We start from the raw sequence: 21,037 nt of genomic DNA, 5'->3' as shown, positions 1-21,037 counted from the left end.
CCTCATGCATGCGCATGGTAGCAGTATGGCAAATGCGCTCAGCAAATGTGAGCGCAGCGAGCATCGAGTGGCGCGGGCCGCTTGCCTACACTTGCCGCATCACCGAGATCGCCTGCACGGCCGTCAGCACCCGCGAGGACGCAGTCATGGACAGCTTCTACACCGACGAACAACGGATGATCCGCGACGCCGCGCGCGACTTCGCCACCGAATGTCTCGCACCGCACGCGGCGCAATGGGATCGCGACGCGCAACTGCCGGCCGAGGTCGTCGCGCAAATGGGCGAGCTCGGCTTTCTGGGCATGATGGTGCCGGCCGAGTGGGGCGGCTGCTACACCGACTACGTCGCCTACGCGCTCGCGCTCGAAGAGATCGCGGCCGGCTGCGCCGCCTGCGCGACGCTGATGAGCGTGCACAACTCGGTCGGCTGCGCGCCGATCCTGAACTTCGGCAGCGCCGCGCAGAAAGACCGCTATCTGCGCGAGCTTGCCACTGGCCGCACGATCGGCGCGTTCTGCCTGACCGAGCCTCAGGCGGGTTCCGAGGCGAACAATCTGCGCACCCGCGCGGAGCGGCGCGACGGACAGTGGATTCTGAACGGCAGCAAGCAGTTCGTGACCAACGGCGCGCGCGCCGGTCTCGCGATCGTGTTCGCGGTCACCGATCCCGAGCGCGGCAAGCGCGGCCTGTCCGCCTTCATCGTGCCGACCTCGACGCCGGGCTTCGACGTCGGCCGGCCGGAGCACAAGCTCGGCATTCGCGCGTCCGATACCTGTCCGATCTCGCTCGATCACTGCGCGGTCCCCGAGGCCAACCTGCTCGGCGAACCGGGCGAGGGTCTGCGCATCGCGCTGTCGAATCTCGAAGGCGGGCGCATCGGCATCGCCGCGCAGGCGGTCGGTATCGCCCGAGCGGCGTTCGATGCCGCGCGCCGCTACGCAAGCGAACGTGAACAGTTCGGCAAACCACTGAAGGACCATCAGACGATCGCGAACATGCTCGCCGACATGGCGACGCGGCTGAACGCCGCCCGGCTGCTCGTGCATCACGCGGCGCGGCTGCGCTCGGCGGGGCGGCCGTGTCTGTCGGAGGCGTCGCAGGCGAAGCTGTTCGCGTCGGAGCTGGCCGAGGAGATCTGCTCGAACGCGATCCAGATTCATGGCGGCTATGGCTATCTGGAGGACTATGCGGTGGAGCGCCACTATCGCGATGCGCGCATCACGCAGATTTACGAAGGCACGAGCGAAGTGCAGCGGATGGTGATCGCGCGCCATGTTTGAGGGCGGCGTTTGAGCGCACAATAGCCTGGCCGTGGATGCTCGCTTAGCCCGCCACGGTAAAAAAACCGAGCGCGCCCCGCGCCAATCTGGAGACGACGATGACAGCAGCGAAAGCCTTTCTCGAAGCGCGCGATCTGCTAGTGCGCCATCGCACCGACTATGAGCGCGCGTACCGCGAATTCACATGGCCGGCGCTCGGCGAGTTCAACTGGGCGCTCGACTACTTCGACCAGATCGCTCGCAACAACGACAACCCGGCGCTGTGGATCGTCGACGATCCTTCCAGCGACGGCCTGCGCCTGACGTACGCGCAGATGTCGGAGCGCTCGTCACGGATGGCGAACTTTCTGCGCGGCGCGGGCGTCGGTCGGGGCGACCGTGTGCTGCTGATGCTGCCGAACCGCGTCGAGCTATGGGACGTGATGCTCGCCGCGATGAAGCTCGGCGCGATCGTGCTGCCCGCCACCACGCAGCTGTCCGCCGACGACGTGCGCGACCGCGTGCAGATCGGCGGCGCGAAGTTCGCCGTGGTCGACAGCGCGGAGCTGGGCAAATTCGATGCGCTCGACGTGCCGCTCACGCGCTTGTCGGTCGGCGCGCCGCGCGACGGCTGGATCGATGTTGCCGGCGCGTACGAGGCGTCGCCGGATTTCACGCCGGACGGCGTCACCCACGCCAGCGATCCGATGCTGCTGTACTTCACGTCCGGCACCACGTCGAAGCCGAAGCTCGTCGAGCATACGCATCAGAGCTATCCGGTCGGGCATCTGTCGACGATGTACTGGATCGGCCTGCAACCCGGCGATATCCATTGGAACATCAGCTCGCCGGGCTGGGCCAAGCACGCGTGGAGCTGCTTCTTCGCGCCGTGGAACGCGCAGGCCTGCGTGTTCGTGTTCAACGTCCCGCGTTTCGTACCGAAAGACACGCTCGCCGCGCTGGTGCGTTTCAACGTGACCACGCTGTGCGCGCCGCCGACCGTCTGGCGCATGCTCGTGCAGGAGCCGCTCGGCGACTATCCGGTGAAGCTGCGCGAGATCGTCGGCGCGGGCGAGCCGCTGAATCCGGAGGTCATCGAACGCGTCAGGCACGCGTGGGACATCACGATCCGCGATGGCTACGGACAGACCGAGACGACCTGCCAGATCGGCAATTCGCCGGGCCAGCCGGTCGTGGCCGGCTCGATGGGGCGTCCGCTGCCGGGCTACCGCGTCGAACTGCTCGATGCCGACGACCAGGCCGTGACCGAAGGCGAAATCGCACTGCCGCTCGCCGAACGGCCGCTCGGCCTGATGACCGGCTACGCGAACAACGCCAACGCGACCGCGCAGGCGATGCGCAACGGCTTCTATCGCACGTCGGATGTCGCGCTGCGTCGCGACGACGGCTACTACGTGTATGTCGGCCGTTCGGACGACGTGTTCAAGTCGTCCGACTATCGCCTGAGTCCATTCGAACTCGAAAGCGTGCTGATCGAACACGAGGCGATCGGCGAGGCGGCCGTCGTGCCGAGCGCGGACGCGTTGCGTCTGTCGGTGCCGAAGGCGTTCGTCACCGTGCGTCAGGGCTATGAGGCCGGTCCCGAACTCGCGCGCGCGGTGTTCGCGTTCTCGCGCGAAAAACTCGCGCCGTACAAGCGGATTCGTCGTCTGCAATTCAGCGAACTGCCGAAGACGATCTCCGGCAAGATCCGCCGCGTCGAGTTGCGGCGCCGCGAAATGGAGCGCGCGGCCGAGCCCGCGCGTCTGCCCGACGAGTACTGGGAAGAGGATTTCCCCGACTTACGTTGACTGTCTATATTCCTCGCCATTGCTGGTTTTGCCGCCCCGATTTTGAATCGCACGCGTCGAATTCGAGCTTCGGATTCAACGCGTCGGGGCACCGTTTTTTCTTCTCTATCGCTGTCCGGCCGCCGCGCGGCCATCGCACAGGAGTTTCAGCATGAGCACCCTTGCTTCGAACGAGACCAGCCGCGACGTTGCCGGCGCCGTTGCTACCGTCAAACTGCTGATCAACGGCGAGTTCGTCGAATCGAAGACGACCGAGTGGCGCGACATCGTGAACCCGGCCACCCAGGCGGTCCTCGCGCGCGTGCCGTTCGCGACCGTCGCTGAAGTCGACGCGGCGGTACGCAGCGCGCACGCGGCGTTCAAAACGTGGAAGGACACGCCGATCGGCGCGCGCATGCGCATCATGCTGAAGTACCAGGCGCTGATTCGCGAGCAGATGCCGCGCATCGCGAAGACGCTGTCGGCCGAGCAGGGCAAGACGATTCCCGATGCGGAGGGCGACATCTTCCGCGGTCTGGAAGTCGTCGAGCATGCTTGTTCGATCGGCACCTTGCAGCAGGGGGAGTTCGCCGAGAACGTCGCGGGTGGCGTGGACACCTACACGCTGCGTCAGCCGCTCGGCGTCTGTGCCGGCATCACGCCGTTCAATTTCCCCGCGATGATCCCGCTGTGGATGTTCCCGATGGCGCTCGTGTGCGGCAACACCTTCGTGCTGAAGCCATCCGAGCAGGACCCGCTGTCGACGATGCAGCTCGTCGAACTCGCGCTCGAAGCCGGCGTGCCGAAGGGCGTGCTGAACGTCGTGCACGGCGGCAAGGAAGTGGTCGATGCGTTGTGCACACATGAACTGGTGAAGGCGATTTCGTTCGTCGGCTCGACGGCGGTCGGCACGCACGTGTATCGCCTCGGCAGCGAACACGGCAAGCGCGTGCAAGCGATGATGGGCGCGAAGAACCACGCGGTCGTGCTGCCCGACGCGAATCGCGAACAGACGCTCAACGCGCTCGCGGGCGCCGCGTTCGGCGCGGCCGGTCAGCGCTGCATGGCGACTTCGGTGGCGGTGCTGGTCGGCGCCGCGCGCGAGTGGCTGCCCGAGCTCGTCGCGAAGGCGAAGACGCTGAAGGTCAACGCGGGGCACGAGCCGGGCACCGATGTCGGGCCGGTCGTGTCGCGCGCGGCGAAGCAACGCATTCTCGGTCTGATCGACGCGGGCGTGAAGGAGGGCGCGACACTCGCGCTCGACGGCCGCGATGTGAGCGTGCGGGGCTATGAGCAGGGCAACTTCATCGGCCCGACGGTATTCAACGACGTCACGACCGAGATGGAAATCTACCGCACCGAAATCTTCGGGCCGGTGCTCGCGGTGGTCAACGTCGCGACGCTCGACGATGCGATCGCGCTCGTCAACGCGAACCCGTTCGGCAACGGCGTGGGCCTGTTCACGCAAAGCGGCGCGGCGGCGCGCAAGTTCCAGAGCGAGATCGATATCGGCCAGGTCGGCATCAATATTCCGATTCCGGTGCCGGTGCCGTTTTTCAGCTTCACCGGTTCGCGCGGCTCGAAGCTCGGCGATCTCGGTCCGTACGGCAAGCAGGTCGTGCAGTTCTACACGCAGACGAAGACGGTCACCGCGCGCTGGTTCGACGACGACACCGTCAACGATGGCGTCAACACGACGATCCGCCTGCGTTGAATTGCGCTAAAGGCACACACGGAGACGACATCATGAAAATAGGCTTTATCGGACTCGGCAATATGGGCGCGCCGATGGCTTTGAACCTGCTGAAGGCGGGCCACGCCCTCAACGTGTTCGACCTCAGCGTGGAGGCCGTGCGCACGCTCGTCGACGCGGGCGCGCAGGCGGCGGCCTCGCCGAAGGCCGCCGCGAGCGACGTCGAATGCGTGATCACGATGCTGCCCGCCGCGGCTCACGTGCGCAGCGTGCTCGTCGCGGCTGACGGCATCCTCGCCGGCATCGCGCCGGGCGTGCCGATCATCGATTCGAGCACGATCGATCCCACCAGCGTGAAGGCGTTTGCCGAACTCGCCGCGGCGCATGGCAACAGCTTCGTCGATGCGCCGGTGTCGGGCGGCACGGGCGGCGCGGCGGCGGGCACGCTGACCTTCATGGTCGGCGGCAGCGCGAGCGCGTACGAGCAGGTGAAACCCGTTCTGCTGGCGATGGGAAAAAACATCGTGCATTGCGGCGATACCGGCACGGGCCAGGTCGCGAAGATCTGCAACAACCTCGTGCTCGGCATCTCGATGGCGGGCGTCGCGGAGGCGATGTCGCTCGGCGAGGCGCTCGGCATCGACACGAAGGTGCTCGGCAGCATCATCAATACGTCGACCGGGCGTTGCTGGAGTTCGGACACGTATAACCCGATGCCGGGCGTGATCGAGACCGCGCCTTCGTCGCGCGGCTATACCGGCGGCTTCGGCACCGACCTGATGCTGAAAGACCTCGGCCTCGCCACCGATGCCGCGCGCGGCGTGCGTCAACCGGTCTATCTCGGCGCGCTTGCGCAACAGCTTTATCAAACGATGAGCACGAACGGCGCCGGACGTCTGGACTTTTCGGCGGTGATCAAGCTGTATCGCTCGCGAGACCGCGGCGGCGACGGCCAGGGAGGCACGCAATGATCGAGCTCGATTACGCGCACGACGGCGCCGTTGCGTTGATCACGTTGAAACGGCCGCCCGCGAACGCCTTCACGCCCGACGGTCTGCTGCAATTGCAACGTACCATCGAGCAGTTGAACGCCGATGCGCGCGTGCGCGCGCTGGTGATCACCGGCGACGGCCCGAAGTTCTTCAGCGCGGGCGCCGACCTGAACACGTTCGCCGACGGCGATCGTGAAGTCGCACGCACCGCGGCGGCGCGTTTCGGCGCGGCGTTCGAAACGCTGCAGAATGCGCGGCCTGTCGTGATCGCTGCGCTCAACGGCTTCGCGATGGGCGGCGGTCTGGAATGCGCGCTCGCATGCGATTTCCGCATCGCCGAGCAGCATGCGGTGCTGGCGCTGCCCGAGACCGCGGTCGGCCTGCTGCCTTGCGGTTGCGGCACGCAGACGCTGCCGTGGCTGGTCGGCGAAGGCTGGGCCAAGCGGATGATCCTGACCGGCGAGCGCGTCGATGCGGCGAGCGCGCTGCGCATCGGTCTGGTCGAAGAAGTGGTGGAGCGCGGCGCCGCGCGTGAAGCCGCGCTGAAGATGGCGCAGCGCGTCACCGGTTTGAGTCCGCAGGCAGTCAGCTTCAGCAAGGAGCTGATCCATCAGGCGCGGCATGGCGTGCCGCGCGCCGCCGCGCTCGCGCTCGAACGCGAGCGTTTCGTCGATCTGTTCGATGGCGCGGATCAGCGCGAGGGCGTCAACGCGTTCCTCGAAAAACGCGCGCCGCGCTGGCAGACGGGCCATGCACCACGGGAGACGCAGCGATGAGCACTGTGCAAAGCGTTGCGGTCGAAACGCGCGACGCGTCGAATACGCAGGCCGAAGCGGACGTGCTGTTTCGCGTCGTCAACCGCGTGGCGATCATCACGCTGAACCGGCCCGCCGCGCTCAACGCGTTGTCGCACGCGATGGTGCGCGAGCTCGCCGTGCTGGTCGAGCATTGCCGCACCGATCCCGGGATCGTCGCGCTGGTGCTGAAGGGCGCCGGCGACAAGGGCTTTTGCGCGGGCGGCGACGTGCGCGAAGTGCATCGGCTCGCGACCCAGGGCGACCCGCGCTGGCTCGCATTTTTCGTCGACGAATACCGGCTCGACTACGCGTTGCACACGTTTCCGAAGCCGGTGGTGGCGCTGCTCGACGGCATTGCGATGGGCGGCGGCATGGGCCTCGGCCAGGCGGCGCGGCTGCGCATCGTGACCGAGCGCAGCCGCATCGCGATGCCGGAGACGCGCATCGGTTTCGTGCCCGATGTCGGCGCGAGCCGCTTTCTGAACGTGATGCCGGCCGAGCTTGCGCTGTATGTCGGGTTGACCGGCGCGACGCTAGCGGGCGCCGATGCGATGCGCCTGCAACTGGCCGACCTGTGCGTGCCGGCGGACTGGCTCGCGAGCTTCGAGGAGCGGTTGCAGCGCATGTCGCACGACACGTCGGACACCGGGCGCATCGACGCGCTGCGCGCCGTGTTCGAGCCGCCGTGCAATATCGTGCCGCACGCGCCGCTCGGCGCGCTGACGCAGCTGATACTGCGCCACTTCGACCGGCGCTCGGGCGTCGAGCGCATCGTCGCGACGCTGCGTCAGGACCTCGAACGCGAACCGCCGCGCGAAGTACGGCAATGGCTGCAAGCGACCTACGACGCACTGACCGCCCATTCGCCGACGATGCTGCACGTGACGCGCGAAGCGCTGCTGCGCGGCCGGCAGATGACGCTCGCCGACTGCTTCCGGATGGAGCTCGGCATCGTGAAGCGCGCGATCGAGGAAGGCGATTTCCGCGAGGGTGTCCGTGCGCAACTGATCGACAAGGACCGCCGGCCGCGCTGGTCGCCGGCAACGCTCGCCGATGTGCAACCCGAGCGCGTGCGGCATTTCCTGAGTTCGCCGTGGCAAGACGACGCGCATCCGCTGGCGGCGCTGGGCGCGGAGCGTGGCGACTGACTTGCGCGGCATCGCGCATGCCGCAAGGTGTGCGCGAGGAGCGTCGCCCGGCGTCCGCGCGCCAGCCTGGAGCGCGAGCGCCCTTAGCTCTACCTGTCATCACGGCTCCCAACGTCCCCCCCATCAGGCGCCCGGTGCCGATTGTTGTTTGGCGCACACAGACCACGCGCGTTAATTGACATCCTCCCGGGCGCAATCTTAGATAGAGAGTTCAGCCCCGTCCCGACTGGCAAAGCCTGCCCATAGCCCTCATCACGGGCGCTCTTCCGACCTACGGTGCGTTCGCACGTCACCGTTTCCCGCATTCTCGTGCTCTTGATCGGGTCAGGAGGCAATGCGCATGGAAAAGCCGTCAGATGAGAATCGCCGCTCCGAACTCTTCGGCGACAAGCCCGATTCCCGCGTCGAGCAGGGTCCCAGTGCAAAAAAGCTCGTCCTCACTGCGCTAGGCGGCATTGCGGTTGTGGCTGGGAGCATTGTCTACTGGGTACTTACGTTTTCGCATCGCGTGCCGGATGCGAATTGCTTTCCTCCCGGCATCGAGTGCTTTAGAAAGATCGCCGCGGTGATGAAGGAAGTCAGCGACGAGGAGCGCGCAACCAGCATAGGCGAGAGCTGGCTGCTTGCGTTGCTGGTCACGGCCTTCACGTTCCTGGTCTTCTATGTCCACATTTGCCGTGGCGAGGAAGAGCGGGCTCGGACCATCGCCGAGCGTGAATTCGAAGAGCGGAAACGTATCGCGGAAGAGGAAGGGGAACCCGCGCCCGAAAGCATCTCCCGTTTGAAGGGGGTAATCGGCATCCTGCGAAAGTGGTTCGTGTCGCGCTGGTGGATTCCCGTGTTCTGCTATTTCCCCGCGGTATTGCTGTTCGGCGGAGAAATATGGGAGGGCTATACCGATGCGGTCGTACTCGCGTTGGCGCTCGCCGCCATCTACGTGGCCGCCGAACACTATTCCGCGCTCGAACAGCAGCGCAAGCTCGTCGATGAGCAGGAAGCGGTGCTCGAGACCATCCGCAAGGAACTCAGCGACAAGGTGGCCAGCATCGATAACGCGATGGGCACGCGCTACGGTCTTCGCGTGATTTACGACGCCTATCGCGACCCGAACCGCGACCCGAATCGCGACCAGTCCCGCGCGGACGAGCGAAAGCGTTTGCAGCCTGGCGCGGCGCTGCAGGCTCGGGGCGGCGCGGCGAACGTTCACGAGTCGGAAAAGGGCATTTTCTCGATCTATCGTTTCTTCGATATCGACAAGCAATGGTGGGCGCGCGAGTCGTGGGACGAGTATTGCAGCAGCCCCGCGGCGACGCTCTATCGGACCTTGAAAGAAGGCGCGCGCACGAAGATGACGCTGGTTACGCCGCTCGAATATCCCGAGTTCGACGGCGAATCGATGCAGGACAAGGCACTCTTCTTTGGCAAGTTCATTGGCCTCGTATGGCATTACGTCGTGTTGTGGCACGTACGGCGCGCGCTCCAAGGCGACTCGAAAGAGGTCGTGTGCGAGCACAAGATCCGCATCGCGCAGACCTCGCTGTGGCTGCACGTGGTCGACCGGACCGTCTATCAGATCCTCGGCGACGATCGCGGCAAAGACGTCAAGGTGCGCAACCTGACGCACGACATGGATGAGATCTCGGTATCGCTCGCACGCTGGGCCAAGCGAGAAATTCAAACGCTGGCGGCGCGTGGCTCGACCGCCGAGGAGTACATCTGCACCTGCCTGACCGACGCCCATCACGCCATACCCGCGGACGGCGCGGCCACCTTCGGTCAGAACGAGGATCACATACTCGAAAGACTCGGCTTCAAGGAGTGGGCGAACGAGGGAGACGCGCCGTCGGGCATTCGCAAGAAAGTGTTGGCGGCACGCTGCAAGGGATTGATCCGGTATGCCGTGGCGATCATCGCCGCGTCCGAGCCGAGGCAGACGGCGACGATCGACGGCCAACACGATCCGTCGATCAAAGAGATAGCAGCGGAGGTCGAATGATGAGCGCTTCCATCGATGCGATGCTGGCCGACCTGGAGATCATCAGCAACCTGGTGATGTCCATCGTGGTGCCGACGAAAACCACGGACCGCTCGAATTTCACGACGCCGATTTCGTTGATGGTCAGGCACCATCTGGTCGGCGGACAGTCGCCGCTTGCCGATCGCGACGTGCGCGCTCTCGTCGACCGGCTCAAGGCCTGCGCCAGCGCGCTGTGCAAGGTCGGATCGGGCAGGAAGCTGCTCGCCGACCGGCAGTTGATGCGGGGCATTCCCGCAGCGCCTTATCAGGCGAATCAGTTCTATGTCGAGTTGCTGACCGCGGTGTCGCTCGGCCTGTACTTCCTCGGCGTGCCGATCGGCGAGCCGTGGGATCTGGTGCAGACCTGGGCCGACGAGGAGGGCGGCGGACTGCCGAACGGCATCTGCGTGGCGAAGGCGATCGGCGATATCGTGCGCTCGTCGCGCAAGTGGCAGCCCACGTTGCCGGTGGAAGCCGATGCGAACGAGCGCGCCAAACGCCGGGCGTCGACGGATCTGATCGTCCATTCATTCTTGCCGATGATCCTGTTTCGCGATCTGATCCTGTGGGGCGGCGGACAGCCGGAACCGGAGAATGCCGGGTTGCCGGCACATCCGTCGATTCGCAGCCAGACGGCGACCGGGCCCGGCGAAGGTGACGAGTCGGATGAAAGGTCTTTACTCGTACCGTCGATCCATGCGTTGGGGCGCTGTTACGAAGTGTTGCAACTACAACTTTACCTGAGGGCCGGTTATCCGATTTACTATGCCGTGCCAGAGGACATTCTGAAGGCCGAAATCTTGCGGTCTTGCGCGGCGGGAAAATCCACCGAGGTGTGCTGGGAAGAAATGTGCGCATTCCTGCGGGACAAGATCTTCCGCGGCAAGCTGCCGGACGCCGGCAATCTGCAGAGGCAGTGCGTCTATGTGATCGACCGGACCAAGCCTCCCGCGTGCTTCATCAATCACGATGCGGGGCTGTTGACCTTCGAGGGCATCGATCTCGACGTGGGCAGCCGGGAACTACCGTTACCGGCGAACTACATGCTCGACGAACGCAGGGAGCGCTACCGCAAGAGAGTGCTTTCGTTCAAGCCCGCGGATGACGATGCCGCGCTGCGGAACCTTTTGAATGGCGCAAAGAACAAGGAACTTTTCAAGCATATCTTTCACGGCTCGAAAGATGGTCATCCCGATCCGGCTCACGGCAAGGATGCCGCCAACGACGCCGCGAAGGGCGCCGTCACTGTGAGGTGACGAAGCGCGGCGCAGTGGGTGTCGGGAACGCTGCATGCTAGGAATTTTCAGGTTGCTCCGACGCGAATCGCGTGGTTAGAAGCGATTCGCGCCATCACGAGGCGCGTCGCGCCGTACGTTGGCTGTTTCGTTGCAACGCCAGCAGGCAACTCCAACAGTCAAACCCAGCAGGAAGGCATCATGGACAGGAATCGTGTAGAAGGTAAAGCGAAGGAGCTCAAGGGCTCGGTCAAGGAAGCGATTGGCAAGGTCACCGGCAATCGCGCGAAGCAGGCCGAAGGAGCGGCTGAGAAAATCGCCGGCAGGATACAGGCGAGAATCGCCGAAGAAGCTGAAGAGGAACGTGAGCGCGTGAAAAGCTAGCGCGTCGCGGTTTCGTCGCGGTTTCGTGTATTCCAGCTTCATCTAGCCGGACTGCCCGGTTTCGGGCGCATCAAGAGTCAGGCACGCGAGCCGTGCATTGACGCACCACGTGCATAGCGCCTCGCACGCCGTCGGTGCTCGCCGCGTCGCGCCCTCGCGGCGCGGCGTTCGACACACGTATCGTGTAAATTTCTGTTACGGTCCAGAGTCAGCCGGCGCGGTCTTTGCGTCGGTACCGCATCGCTCATTCGAGGACGCTTCATGCTGGGATTCGACGTCGGCGCGGCAAGGAAAGTCTGGACCGCGTCTCTGCTCGCGCTGCTGTTTTTCGTCATCTATGTCGCGTCGACGACGGTGCTAGTCATCGTGTTCGCGGTGTTCTTCAGCTACCTGATCTACCCGATGGTCGCGCTGGTCGAACGCGTGAGGCCGCGCCGCGTGCCTCGCGTCATGTCGATCGCGGTCGTGTTCGTCGTCGTGGTCGCACTGCTCGCGGTGGTCGGCTCGCTGTTCGGCGTGGAATTGCAGGATCAGGCGACGCACCTCTTCACGCAATTGCCCGGACTGCTGCGCACCGACGTGCCGAACCGTTTCCCGTTGCCGCATTTTCTCGAACCGCTGCGCGAGCGGATCGTCGATTTCGTGCGCAGCCAGATCGAGACCGGCTCCGACAAGGCCGTGCCGTTGGCGCGCAGTCTCGGGCTCGGAGTGGTCCATGCGGCGAGCAACCTGATCTATCTGGTGCTGATACCGATCCTGAGCTTCCTGCTGATCAAGGACGGCGAACGGATGCGCGACGCGTTTCTCGCGTTGCTGAACAGGCGGCATCGCGTGCTGTGGAGCGAGATCGTCGACGATGTGAACGTGCTGCTGTCGAAGTACGTGCGCGCGCTGCTGTTTCTGTCGCTCGCCACGCTGTTCGGCTATGGCGTCGCGTTCTCGCTGCTCGGCGTGCCGTACGCGTTTCTGCTCGCGGTCAGCGCGGGGCTGCTCGAATTCGTGCCGTTCGCGGGGCCGCTGGCCGCAGTCGCGATCACGCTGGTGGTCGCGGTGTTCAGCGGCTATCCGCACCTGTTGTGGCTGGTGATTTTCATCGGCCTGTACCGGCTGTTTCAAGACTACGTGCTCAATCCGTATCTGATGAGCGAAGGCGTCGAGGTCAGTCCGTTTCTGGTGATCGTCGGACTGCTCGCCGGCGACCAGCTTGGCGGCGTCGCGGGGATCTTTCTCGCGGTGCCCGTGATCGCGACGCTAAAAATCGTGATTGGCCGGGCGCGGGTGTTTTACGCGGCGTCGCACGAACAGGGCGAAGCCGCGCGGCGCGCGCTGACCGGCAGCACCGACGACGAGATGTAGCGCGCGGCGCGGCATCGCTAACCTTCGCCGGCGATGTGGGCCTCGATGCCAGCAGCACGAGGCATCGTCGCGCCAGCGTCGCTGGCCGGCGCCGCTTCGCGCGGCGCAGCCTTCACACGCGAGACCCACAGCACCGCTGCGCACGCGACCGCCACCGCCGTCCAGCCGACGGTTCCATATCCGGCGATGCGGCCATCGGCCGACGTGCTCAGCATCAGCCCGCCGAGCCACGCGCCGGTGCCCGTGCCGAGCGCCTGCAGCGCACTGTTCGCGCTCAGGAACGCACCGCGTCGGGCGGGCTCGGGAACCGTGGTCAACAGCGCCTGCATCGGCACCATGCGGCCGTTCATCAACACGAGGAAGCACGGGAAAAACAGCACGAGCGCATAGAACGGCAGGTCCGGCAGATGCGTGACGAACAGCACCGGCACGAACGACAGCAGCGCCGCGCAGCGGAACACGCGCTGCGCGCCGAAGCGGTCGGCGAGCCTGCCGACGAGCCGCGACGTGAAGAAGGTCGCCGCACCGCCGCCCATATACAGCCACGACAGCTGACGCGGCGCGACGCCGTGATTGGCGACCAGCATCGGCGAGATGAATGGAATCACCAGCATGTGCGCGATCATCATCACGAACGTCAGCGCGAACGCGTTCAGATGCCGCGGGTTGCTCAGCAGTCTCCACAGCTCGGGCAGCACTTCCGCGAGCGGCGGCTGCCTGCGGCTCAGATGCGCGGCCAGCGACGGCACCTGTTGCGAGGCCGCGAACCACACCAGCAGCGACAACGCGACCAGCAGAAAGAACGGCGCCGCCCAGCCGAACTGCGCGCCGAGCGTCACGCCGGCCGGCACGCCGGCGATCGCCGCGAGCGAGAACGCGGTCATGATCGTGCCGGTCGCGGCGCCGCGCCGTTGCAGCGGGATCACGTCGCCGACGATCGCCATGATCACGGAGCCGAGCACGCCGCCCGAGATGCCGGCGAATGCGCGCGCGGCGAGCAGCAGCGCGAAACTCGACGCGAGCGCGCACGCGAGGTTCGACAGCACGAACAGCGCGTAGATAGCGAGCAGCAGACGGCGCCGGTCGAAGCGGTCGATATAGGTTGCCGCGAACAGGCCCGACAGCCCAGAGCACCACGAATACGCGGACACCGCGGTCGCGAACGCGGCCGGCGCGATCTGGAACGCGCTCATGATCTGCGGGCCGAGCGGCATCATCACCATGAAGTCCATGATGATCGTGAACTGCGTGAGCGCGAGCACCCACAGCAAATGGCGTTCGTGCCGTGCAGTGATTGAGTACATCGGTTGATTTCCCTTTGTTGTTGTTCGAAGTACGCCGCTGATGCCGCGCGCCACGCGAGCAGGAGCTCAGTCGTCGATCGTTTCGTGGACCGCGACGGCGCCCTGTTTCCAGTAGCTGGCCGCGCGAATCCGCGCTTTGTCGACGCCGCGCTCGCCGCACAGATGCTGGCGCACCGCGCGGATCGTCGCCGCTTCGCCGGCGGCCCACACGTAGCCTTCGCCGTTCTCCGGCAGCCAGGTCCCGCGCACCGCGTGCAACAGCGCTTCGCCGCGCGTGCCGGTTTGCGCGTCGGCTTCACTGCGATAGCACCAGACGAGATGCAGCTCGGCCTGGGTCGTGAACTCGATGCGCGCCGACGGATCGGCGACCTCGATTACCGCGGCGACGCGCGTGCCGGCCGGCAACTCTTCGAGACGGCGCGCGATTGCGGGCAGCGCGGTGTCGTCGCCGATCAGCAGATGCCAGTCGAAGCCGGTCGGAATCACCATTGAGCCGCGCGGGCCGCCGACGCCCAGATACTGGCCCACCTGCGCCTGCGCGGCCCACGTCGCCGCGGGGCCCGCATCGTGCATCGCGAACTCGATGTCGAGTTCGCGCGCGTCGCGATCGAAACGGCGTGGCGTGAAATCGCGCGCGGTCGGCCGCATGCCTTCGGGGAACACCGGGCCGTCGGGGCCGGCTTGCGGCAGCGTCGGTTTGTCGGCGCCCGGTTCGGGGAAGAAGACCTTGATGTGGTCGTCGAACGACGCTGACACGAAGTCGTGCAGATCGTCGCCGGTGAAGGTGACGCGAATCAGGTGGGGCGTCAGCGCGCGCACCTGTTTGACCTGCAGCAGACGAAACTTCAACGGATGCCGCACGCGATGCACGGCGAGATCAGGGCGAGTGAGTTGTTCCTGCATGAGGGTGGTGCTCCTGTTCGGTTTGGGAGGATGCGCGGGTTGTCTCGTGGACGAGCGCGCGTTGTCAGACGGTCGGCGCGCTGTCGTTGCCGGTCTTTGCTTTGTCGCCGTTGCTGCCGCCTTCGATTTCCCTGGCCGCGCGCATCAGGATCGCGGCGATGCGGCGCTGCTCGTCGGCCGGCGCGTTGTCTCGGCGCAGCAGCGCATTCTTCAGCGTGCGACGCGCTTCGTTCAGTTCCGGCACCCAGCCGCCTTCGCTGACGTCGGCCGGCTCTTCGCCGGCCAACGCGCGGCGCACCGAATCCATCTTGCGGGCGATATGCGAGAGCCGCGCGAACATCAGCTCGACGCGCTCGCGGTTCGCGGCCAGATATTCGCGGCCTGCATCCGCCAGCTCATAGCGCTTGCGGTTGCCTTCGAGCTGCACGGTGACGTAGCCGAGTTCTTCGAGATAGGTCAGCGCCGGATAGACCATGCCGGGGCTCGGGCTGTAGAAACCGTTGGAGCGCGTTTCGAGCGCCTTGATCAGTTCGTAGCCGTGACTCGGCTGCGTGTCGATCAGCGATAGCAGCAGCAGTTGCAGATCGTCGGAGCTGAATTTGCGGCCACGCGGGAAGCCATCGCCGTCGCCGCCGAAGCCGCCCGGGCCGCTGCCGAAACCGCCATATCCACCCATGCCGCCGGGGCCGCCATGACCGCCGAAACGTGAGCCACGGCCGCCGCAGCGCCGCTCGTGATGAAGGCCGAAACCGTGAAGCAACACGTGGAACAGGAAGCGGTGACGAGGGTCAGGGGAAGTGCCGCGGCCGGCGACATTGCCCGCACGCGGCGACGGATGACCGAAGCCCGCGTGATAACGGTTCTGCGCACCGTGCGGACCGGAAAAACGGTGAGGATGACGCATCTGGGAGTCTCCCATGAATGTCGTAAGATGCATCTTAAGATATATATCTTAAGATAGTCTGTCAAACACTTTTTATCCGTGCACGCACAGACCGCGCTCGGCTGAACCTTGTGGGCGAGCACCCCTGCGCAGCCGGTAGCCGCCGGATTGCGCGACAGGTGACAAGACTTTGCGTCTGGCGTAAGGTCATTCAGCGACCAGCGCACCTTGAAGGACTGGGGCGCGCGTCATTTGGCGACGACACAGACGGACAGTTGATGGAGCCGGTATGAGCGCGAACTGGACTGATATTCCGTACGACGGCTGGCGCGACACATGCGCTGCGTTGCACCTCTACACGCAAATCGCCGGCAAGTACAAGCTCGCCCGAACCCCGTGGCTGAATCATTCGTGGCACGCTACGTTGTACGTCAGCGCGCGGGGCCTGACGACGTCGCTTGTCCCCGATGCGAGCGGCGTGGAGATCGAGTTCGACCTGCTCGAGCATCGGGTGGTCGGCAGCGCTGCCGACGGACGCAAGGCGCACTTCGCGCTCGCACCCATGTCGGTTGCACAATTCCACGCGCACTTTTTGGATCTGGTTGCGCAACTCGGTGGCAAGCCCGTGTTTCACGGCCGACCCAACGAGATCCCGAACCCCGTGCCGTTCCAGGACGACCATGCAGCGCGCCCGTACGACGCGGATGCCGTGACCCGCTTCTTTCGAGCGCTCGTCACGGTCTGTTGTGTGCTAGAGCGGTTTCGTACCGGTTATATCGGCAAGGTTAGCCCGGTCCATTTTTTCTGGGGCAGCTTCGATCTCGCCGTTACGCGTTTTTCTGGACGCCGCGCGCCTCTTCATCCCGGCGGCGTTCCGGCGCTACCCGATGAGGTGACGCGCGAAGCCTACAGCCACGAAGTATCGTCGGCCGGATTCTGGCCGGGGGGACCGGCGGTACCTTTTCCGGCGTTTTACTCTTACGCGTACCCGTCGCCTGACGGCTTTTCCAAGGCAACACCCCTGCCGAGCGGCGCCTATTTCGACGACAAGCTGGGCGAATTCATCCTTCCGTACGAACACGTCCGCACGTCGGACGACCCCGAGCGAGCGTTGATGGCTTTTCTCGATAGCACGTATCAAGCCGCCGCGGATCTCGGCGGCTGGGACCGGGCGGCTCTCGAATGCCGTGGAGGCGAGCCTCTCAGGCCGCGACCGGTGGATCACCATTGAGCAAAAACGTCTCACCCGATCCGCGCGACCCTTTGCTCTTTTCGAATCCTCTGGTAGGATCTCGCCCCTACGTAGGGGAGTCGCCAAGCTGGCCTAAGGCACCGGATTTTGATTCCGGCATTCGAAGGTTCGAATCCTTCTTCCCCTGCCATCACTCTCTCGCAAGCCTTGGATCTATCCAGGCGTCAGTCTTTCTAGCTGACATCGCGCACTTCGCTCTCTGAGCGACCAGTCCTCCCAAATGCAATCGAGCCCCTCACACTCGATGCGTCCCATTTTCAGACATCCCGCCAACGTCGATCCGCTGTGAACGTCCGATTTTGCGACACTTCGCTGCTCCAGCTGCCCCCTCGCTTTCCTGCCTGAACGCCCGCTGAGGACCGCTCCGTTACTTTCTTCTCCTTTGGCATGGACATTGCCTAGTCGTATCGCCGCGCGCAAAAACACCGGTCCGATGTTTCGTGCATTTTCCTGGCCATACATGAACGGAGGAGACAAAAAGTGAAAGCTGCTGTGCTGCATCAGTACGACGAGTCATTGACTCGCGAAGAATTCGTGCGCTACGAAGATGTCGACGATCCGAAGATCGTGCGGCCGACCGATGTCATCGTCCGGATTGGCGGTGCAGGCGTGTGCCGCACCGATCTGCACATCGTGGAAGGCATCTGGCGCAGCAAGGTCGATGTGGCATTGCCCTACATCATGGGCCATGAAAATGCCGGCTGGGTCGAAGAGGTGGGCCGCGGTGTGGAGAGCGTCAAGGTGGGCGACCCGGTCATCTGCCATCCGCTGGTCACGAGCGGACATTGCCTCGCCTGCCGGCGCGGTGACGATATGCACGCCACAGACAGCCAGTTTCCCGGCATCAACGCGAACGGTGGCTACGCGCAATATCTGACGACTGGCGAACGTTCGCTGATCCAGTTGCCGAAATCGCTGGCGCCGAAAGACGTCGCGCCGTATACCGACGCTGGCTTGACCGCCTACCGAGCCGCGAAAAAAGCATCGCGCCATTTGCTGCCCGGACAATTTGTCGTCGTGATCGGCGCCGGCGGTCTGGGGCATATCGGGATTCAGGTTCTAAACGCGCTTTGCGCGGCCGAAATCATCGTGGTTGACCGCTCCGACATTGCGCTGCAACTCGCAAAGGAATGCGGCGCGCACCATACGGTCAAGGGGGACGGCAATGAAGTCGAGAGCGTGCTCGAACTGACGGGTGGCAACGGCGCGGAAGCGGTCATCGATTTTGTCGGCGAAGGCGAGGCGGTCGCCAAGGGCCTCGCGATGACGCGCAACGCTGGCTTCTACTACATCGTCGGTTATGGCGGAAAGATCGAGTTGCCGACGATCGACATGATCACCAGCGAGAAGACCATCGTCGGCAATCTGGTTGGCACCTATCCCGAGCTCGTCGAGCTGATGGCGCTCGCCGACCGCGGCCTCGTCCATCTGGCGACACGCGAGTACCGTCTGAGCGACGCGAACCAGGCGCTCAAGGATCTGCATCACGGAAAGGTGAAGGGCCGCGCGGTGTTGATTCCGTAACCGTCTCGACAGAACGACCTTGGCGTGGGGAGATTGCCGTGACTCTTGAGCGCGACGCCGCCTCGCTTTTCAGGCGCATGCACCTGGTTATCGCATTGACCGAAGTCAATTCGCGCCACTTGCGCGGAGAAAGCAGACGTGCGGGCGCGGAGACCGAACTGGCGTGCGCACTGGCCAGCGAAGAGCGCGATGGCGTCTCGCCAGCAAGAGCGGCCTGTATCGAGCAATTGCGCGAGCGCCTCGGCGAGGCCGAATGCGAGTTGCGGGCAATCGAATCCGCTCGGGACCGGCTTGAAAACGAACTGGCCCAACTGGACAGCCGAGCGTCGTCCGGCACACAAGGGGACTGGCAATGAATCGGACCCCGGTTACGGTGCTCACCGGTTTTCTCGGCGCTGGCAAAACCACGCTGCTCAATCGGATTCTGCGCGAGCAGCACGGCCGACGCTATGCGGTGATCGTCAACGAATTCGGCACCATCGGCATTGACGGTGGTCTCGTCGTCGGCGCGGAAGACGAGGTCATCGAACTGAACAATGGCTGTGTTTGCTGCAAGGTGCGCGGCGATCTGATTCGTGTGGTGTCGGCTCTGGTCAAGCGCAAAGATGGTTTCGACGGGATTCTGATCGAAACGTCCGGTCTGGCCGACCCCGCGCCGGTGGTGCAAACCTTCTTTATCGATGATGAGATTCGGCAGCGCACGCGACTCGACAGCGTGATCTGCGTGGCCGATGCCGCGCATCTGCAAGCGCGCATTGCGGACAGCCGTGAGGCGGCGGAGCAACTCGCGCAGGCCGATATCGTACTGGTCAACAAGACCGATCTCGTCGACGCGGTCGATCTCGTTGCGGTTCAAGACGCCATTCGGCGCATCAATCCGACTGCCGAACGGATGACCAGTGTGCGCTGTGAAATACCGCTTGCCGTGCTGCTCGATCGAGGTGCGTTCGATCTGAAGCGCTTGCAGCTTGCCGCATCGCAGGGGGAAGACAGCAATGGGACACGCGGCGAGCGGACTAACCGCTACGTGCCGCTGCGTGCCGGCGCCTCTTTCAAACAAGGTCACCACACTCACGGTATAGATAGCGTCTCGCTGCGTGTCGAGCGGCCGCTCGAACGAACGCGCTTCCTTTCCTGGCTGCAGCAACTCGTGGTCGAACAAGGCCAGGACCTGCTGCGCGCGAAAGGTATCGTCGATCTCGCCGGATCGGAGCGGCGCTTCGTGTTTCAGGGCGTGCATATGACGATGGATACCGACTTCGACCGGCCGTGGCGAGACGGCGAACAGCGTGACAGCCGGCTGGTGTTTATCGGCCGCAATCTCGACCGGCGCGAGTTGCGCGAGAGCATCAGGTACTGCGAGATCGACGCATGAACGCGCCGCATGTTCTGATCGATCTGCTCGGGGCGCGCTGGGAAACCGACGCGTCCGTCGTCGAAGTCGTATGGGACGACTCGGGGCAATGCGCTGGGTTCGCACTCGGCGACGGCACGCTTGCGCTCGCTACGGGTGTCTGGGAGGGCGGCCCTCGACTCAAACCACGCGAGAGCGGTGGCGGCGTCGAGTTCGTGCAAGCGCAAGCGCCACCGGCCCCGCTCGCACGCTTCAGCGTGCACGAGGGCACCTGCCTGGCGCTTGCCGCTGATCCCGCGGGCGGCTTCCTCAGCGGTGGCGACGACGGCCGTCTCGTCCATCTGCGTCTCGATGGCACGAGCGCACTCGTCGCGCATGAGGTCGGCGCATGGATCGATCGCGTGGCCGCGAGCCCGGTGGGTGGCCGATCCTATGCGTGTGGCCGCAGGGTCCATTGGCTGGGGCCGAAACCTGCCTGCCTGATGCTGTCCGGTTCAGCAACGTCCATGGCTTTCGATCCGTCCGGTACGCAGTTGGCGATCTCGCATCACGGTGGCGTCACGGTTTGGGCGGCCGACACGCTCCGCGAGCGTGAACTCGCGTGGCGGGGCTTTCACCGTAACGTGGCGTGGAGCCCTGACGGCCGCTATCTCGTGAGCGGCATGGAGGAGAACGCGCTGCATGGCTGGCGGCTGGCTGACGGCGCCGACATCGAAATGGGTGGCTACCTCGGGCAGCCTCGCTCGTTATCGTTTTCCGCCGACGGCCGCTTTCTTGCCACGAGCGGCGGCATGCGTGCGGTGTGCTGGCGTTTCGATCCGCCCGGTGCAGATGCCGGGCCGCATGAAAGCGGCATCGCGGGCAAAACGCCGGTGAGCGTGGTGGTCTGTCATCCGATTCATCCGCTGATCGCGGTCGGTTATTACAGCGGCGTAGTGTTGCTGTGTCAGCCAGGCAGTAGCGACATGCTGTTCGTCAAGGGATCTGGCAACAGTGCGGTCAGCGCGCTGGCCTGGTCGCCGGACGGTCGGCGGCTCGCGCTGGGAACCGAGGCTGGCGAACTGGCGCTGGTGTTTTTGCCGGACGAACTGTTCCGCTTCGGACGCCGCAGGTGAACGCGCCGTGCCGTGTCCCCCACATATCCAG

18 protein-coding genes and 1 tRNA gene are annotated in these 21,037 nt (G+C 64.8%); 16 read left to right on the top strand and 3 right to left on the bottom strand.

Annotated features, from left to right (window positions below; translation table 11 throughout):
• Window positions 1-146: 146 nt before the first annotated feature.
• The 10 genes from GCT19_RS06830 (at window position 147) to GCT19_RS06785 (ending at window position 12,671) form a co-directional block, all read left to right on the top strand.
• Window positions 147-1,280, top strand: a complete 1,134-nt coding sequence (locus GCT19_RS06830; protein WP_026228480.1) for an acyl-CoA dehydrogenase family protein — start codon at window positions 147-149, stop codon at window positions 1,278-1,280.
• Between the two features lie 98 nt (window positions 1,281-1,378).
• On the top strand, window positions 1,379-3,070 hold the full coding sequence (locus GCT19_RS06825; protein ID WP_152851453.1) for an AMP-binding protein: 1,692 nt from the start codon (window positions 1,379-1,381) through the stop codon (window positions 3,068-3,070).
• Between the two features lie 151 nt (window positions 3,071-3,221).
• Window positions 3,222-4,763, top strand: coding sequence for a CoA-acylating methylmalonate-semialdehyde dehydrogenase (locus tag GCT19_RS06820; protein WP_152851452.1), 1,542 nt, complete (start codon window positions 3,222-3,224; stop codon window positions 4,761-4,763).
• A gap of 32 nt (window positions 4,764-4,795) precedes the next feature.
• Entirely contained in the window at window positions 4,796-5,713 is a 918-nt protein-coding gene (gene mmsB, locus GCT19_RS06815) for a 3-hydroxyisobutyrate dehydrogenase (protein WP_152851451.1), read from the top strand.
• Entirely contained in the window at window positions 5,710-6,510 is an 801-nt protein-coding gene (locus GCT19_RS06810; RefSeq protein WP_152851450.1) for an enoyl-CoA hydratase, read from the top strand. Before mmsB ends, GCT19_RS06810 begins: the two co-directional genes overlap by 4 nt.
• The gene (locus GCT19_RS06805; protein ID WP_152851449.1) at window positions 6,507-7,679 is read left to right on the top strand and encodes an enoyl-CoA hydratase/isomerase family protein; all 1,173 of its coding nucleotides are present in this window, start codon (window positions 6,507-6,509) and stop codon (window positions 7,677-7,679) included. The genes GCT19_RS06810 and GCT19_RS06805 overlap by 4 nt, the downstream gene beginning before the upstream one ends.
• Window positions 7,680-8,019: 340 nt before the next feature.
• The gene (locus tag GCT19_RS06800) at window positions 8,020-9,675 is read left to right on the top strand and encodes a hypothetical protein (RefSeq protein ID WP_152851448.1); all 1,656 of its coding nucleotides are present in this window, start codon (window positions 8,020-8,022) and stop codon (window positions 9,673-9,675) included.
• On the top strand, window positions 9,672-10,952 hold the full coding sequence (locus GCT19_RS06795) for a hypothetical protein (RefSeq protein WP_152851447.1): 1,281 nt from the start codon (window positions 9,672-9,674) through the stop codon (window positions 10,950-10,952). The genes GCT19_RS06800 and GCT19_RS06795 overlap by 4 nt, the downstream gene beginning before the upstream one ends.
• A gap of 180 nt (window positions 10,953-11,132) precedes the next feature.
• A complete protein-coding gene (locus GCT19_RS06790) occupies window positions 11,133-11,315 on the top strand; it encodes a CsbD family protein (protein WP_013091995.1) in 183 nt (60 codons plus the stop codon).
• Window positions 11,316-11,576: 261 nt separating this feature from the next.
• Complete coding sequence (locus GCT19_RS06785; protein WP_018434403.1) at window positions 11,577-12,671, top strand: AI-2E family transporter; 1,095 nt, start codon at window positions 11,577-11,579, stop codon at window positions 12,669-12,671.
• 17 nt (window positions 12,672-12,688) lie between these two features.
• Here GCT19_RS06785 and GCT19_RS06780 read toward each other — a convergent pair whose 3' ends face one another.
• From GCT19_RS06780 to GCT19_RS06770, 3 genes are all read right to left on the bottom strand, one after another.
• Complete coding sequence (locus tag GCT19_RS06780) at window positions 12,689-13,975, bottom strand: MFS transporter (RefSeq protein WP_152851446.1); 1,287 nt, start codon at window positions 13,973-13,975, stop codon at window positions 12,689-12,691.
• A 66-nt stretch (window positions 13,976-14,041) separates the two neighbouring features.
• Window positions 14,042-14,878, bottom strand: coding sequence for a siderophore-interacting protein (locus GCT19_RS06775; RefSeq protein ID WP_152851445.1), 837 nt, complete (start codon window positions 14,876-14,878; stop codon window positions 14,042-14,044).
• A gap of 64 nt (window positions 14,879-14,942) precedes the next feature.
• Window positions 14,943-15,782, bottom strand: a complete 840-nt coding sequence (locus GCT19_RS06770) for a PadR family transcriptional regulator (protein WP_152851444.1) — start codon at window positions 15,780-15,782, stop codon at window positions 14,943-14,945.
• A gap of 268 nt (window positions 15,783-16,050) precedes the next feature.
• On the opposite strand from GCT19_RS06770, the gene GCT19_RS06765 reads away from it, so the two are divergent.
• The 6 genes from GCT19_RS06765 (at window position 16,051) to GCT19_RS06740 (ending at window position 21,006) form a co-directional block, all read left to right on the top strand.
• On the top strand, window positions 16,051-16,992 hold the full coding sequence (locus GCT19_RS06765; RefSeq protein WP_152851443.1) for a DUF5996 family protein: 942 nt from the start codon (window positions 16,051-16,053) through the stop codon (window positions 16,990-16,992).
• Window positions 16,993-17,065: 73 nt separating this feature from the next.
• A tRNA-Gln gene (locus tag GCT19_RS06760) sits at window positions 17,066-17,143 on the top strand.
• A 350-nt stretch (window positions 17,144-17,493) separates the two neighbouring features.
• On the top strand, window positions 17,494-18,537 hold the full coding sequence (locus GCT19_RS06755) for an NAD(P)-dependent alcohol dehydrogenase (protein ID WP_184250163.1): 1,044 nt from the start codon (window positions 17,494-17,496) through the stop codon (window positions 18,535-18,537).
• 38 nt (window positions 18,538-18,575) lie between these two features.
• On the top strand, window positions 18,576-18,893 hold the full coding sequence (locus GCT19_RS06750) for a hypothetical protein (RefSeq protein WP_321576771.1): 318 nt from the start codon (window positions 18,576-18,578) through the stop codon (window positions 18,891-18,893).
• Window positions 18,890-19,912 carry a CobW family GTP-binding protein gene (locus tag GCT19_RS06745; protein ID WP_152851441.1) on the top strand — a complete coding sequence of 341 codons (1,023 nt, stop codon included), beginning with the start codon at window positions 18,890-18,892 and terminating at the stop codon, window positions 19,910-19,912. Before GCT19_RS06750 ends, GCT19_RS06745 begins: the two co-directional genes overlap by 4 nt.
• Window positions 19,909-21,006 (top strand): WD40 repeat domain-containing protein, encoded by a 1,098-nt coding sequence (locus GCT19_RS06740; protein ID WP_152851440.1) that lies wholly within the window; start codon window positions 19,909-19,911, stop codon window positions 21,004-21,006. The genes GCT19_RS06745 and GCT19_RS06740 overlap by 4 nt, the downstream gene beginning before the upstream one ends.
• Window positions 21,007-21,037: the final 31 nt, after the last annotated feature.

It is taken from the genome of Paraburkholderia atlantica (genome assembly GCF_009362785.1).
Lineage (GTDB): Bacteria > Pseudomonadota > Gammaproteobacteria > Burkholderiales > Burkholderiaceae > Paraburkholderia > Paraburkholderia atlantica.
This window is presented reverse-complemented; position numbering and strand designations above follow the sequence as displayed.

What these genes read in the sequence shown, in the direction of transcription:
- GCT19_RS06830 (WP_026228480.1), top strand. Translation starts at nt 147, where the DNA reads ATGGACAGCTTCTACACCGACGAACAACGGATGATCCGCGACGCCGCG.
- GCT19_RS06825 (WP_152851453.1), top strand. Translation starts at nt 1,379, where the DNA reads ATGACAGCAGCGAAAGCCTTTCTCGAAGCGCGCGATCTGCTAGTGCGC.
- GCT19_RS06820 (WP_152851452.1), top strand. Translation starts at nt 3,222, where the DNA reads ATGAGCACCCTTGCTTCGAACGAGACCAGCCGCGACGTTGCCGGCGCC.
- GCT19_RS06740 (WP_152851440.1), top strand. Translation starts at nt 19,909, where the DNA reads ATGAACGCGCCGCATGTTCTGATCGATCTGCTCGGGGCGCGCTGGGAA.
- GCT19_RS06745 (WP_152851441.1), top strand. Translation starts at nt 18,890, where the DNA reads ATGAATCGGACCCCGGTTACGGTGCTCACCGGTTTTCTCGGCGCTGGC.
- GCT19_RS06800 (WP_152851448.1), top strand. Translation starts at nt 8,020, where the DNA reads ATGGAAAAGCCGTCAGATGAGAATCGCCGCTCCGAACTCTTCGGCGAC.
- mmsB (WP_152851451.1), top strand. Translation starts at nt 4,796, where the DNA reads ATGAAAATAGGCTTTATCGGACTCGGCAATATGGGCGCGCCGATGGCT.
- GCT19_RS06795 (WP_152851447.1), top strand. Translation starts at nt 9,672, where the DNA reads ATGATGAGCGCTTCCATCGATGCGATGCTGGCCGACCTGGAGATCATC.
- GCT19_RS06790 (WP_013091995.1), top strand. Translation starts at nt 11,133, where the DNA reads ATGGACAGGAATCGTGTAGAAGGTAAAGCGAAGGAGCTCAAGGGCTCG.
- GCT19_RS06775 (WP_152851445.1), bottom strand. Translation starts at nt 14,878, where the DNA reads ATGCAGGAACAACTCACTCGCCCTGATCTCGCCGTGCATCGCGTGCGG.
- GCT19_RS06765 (WP_152851443.1), top strand. Translation starts at nt 16,051, where the DNA reads ATGAGCGCGAACTGGACTGATATTCCGTACGACGGCTGGCGCGACACA.
- GCT19_RS06770 (WP_152851444.1), bottom strand. Translation starts at nt 15,782, where the DNA reads ATGCGTCATCCTCACCGTTTTTCCGGTCCGCACGGTGCGCAGAACCGT.
- GCT19_RS06805 (WP_152851449.1), top strand. Translation starts at nt 6,507, where the DNA reads ATGAGCACTGTGCAAAGCGTTGCGGTCGAAACGCGCGACGCGTCGAAT.
- GCT19_RS06780 (WP_152851446.1), bottom strand. Translation starts at nt 13,975, where the DNA reads ATGTACTCAATCACTGCACGGCACGAACGCCATTTGCTGTGGGTGCTC.
- GCT19_RS06810 (WP_152851450.1), top strand. Translation starts at nt 5,710, where the DNA reads ATGATCGAGCTCGATTACGCGCACGACGGCGCCGTTGCGTTGATCACG.
- GCT19_RS06785 (WP_018434403.1), top strand. Translation starts at nt 11,577, where the DNA reads ATGCTGGGATTCGACGTCGGCGCGGCAAGGAAAGTCTGGACCGCGTCT.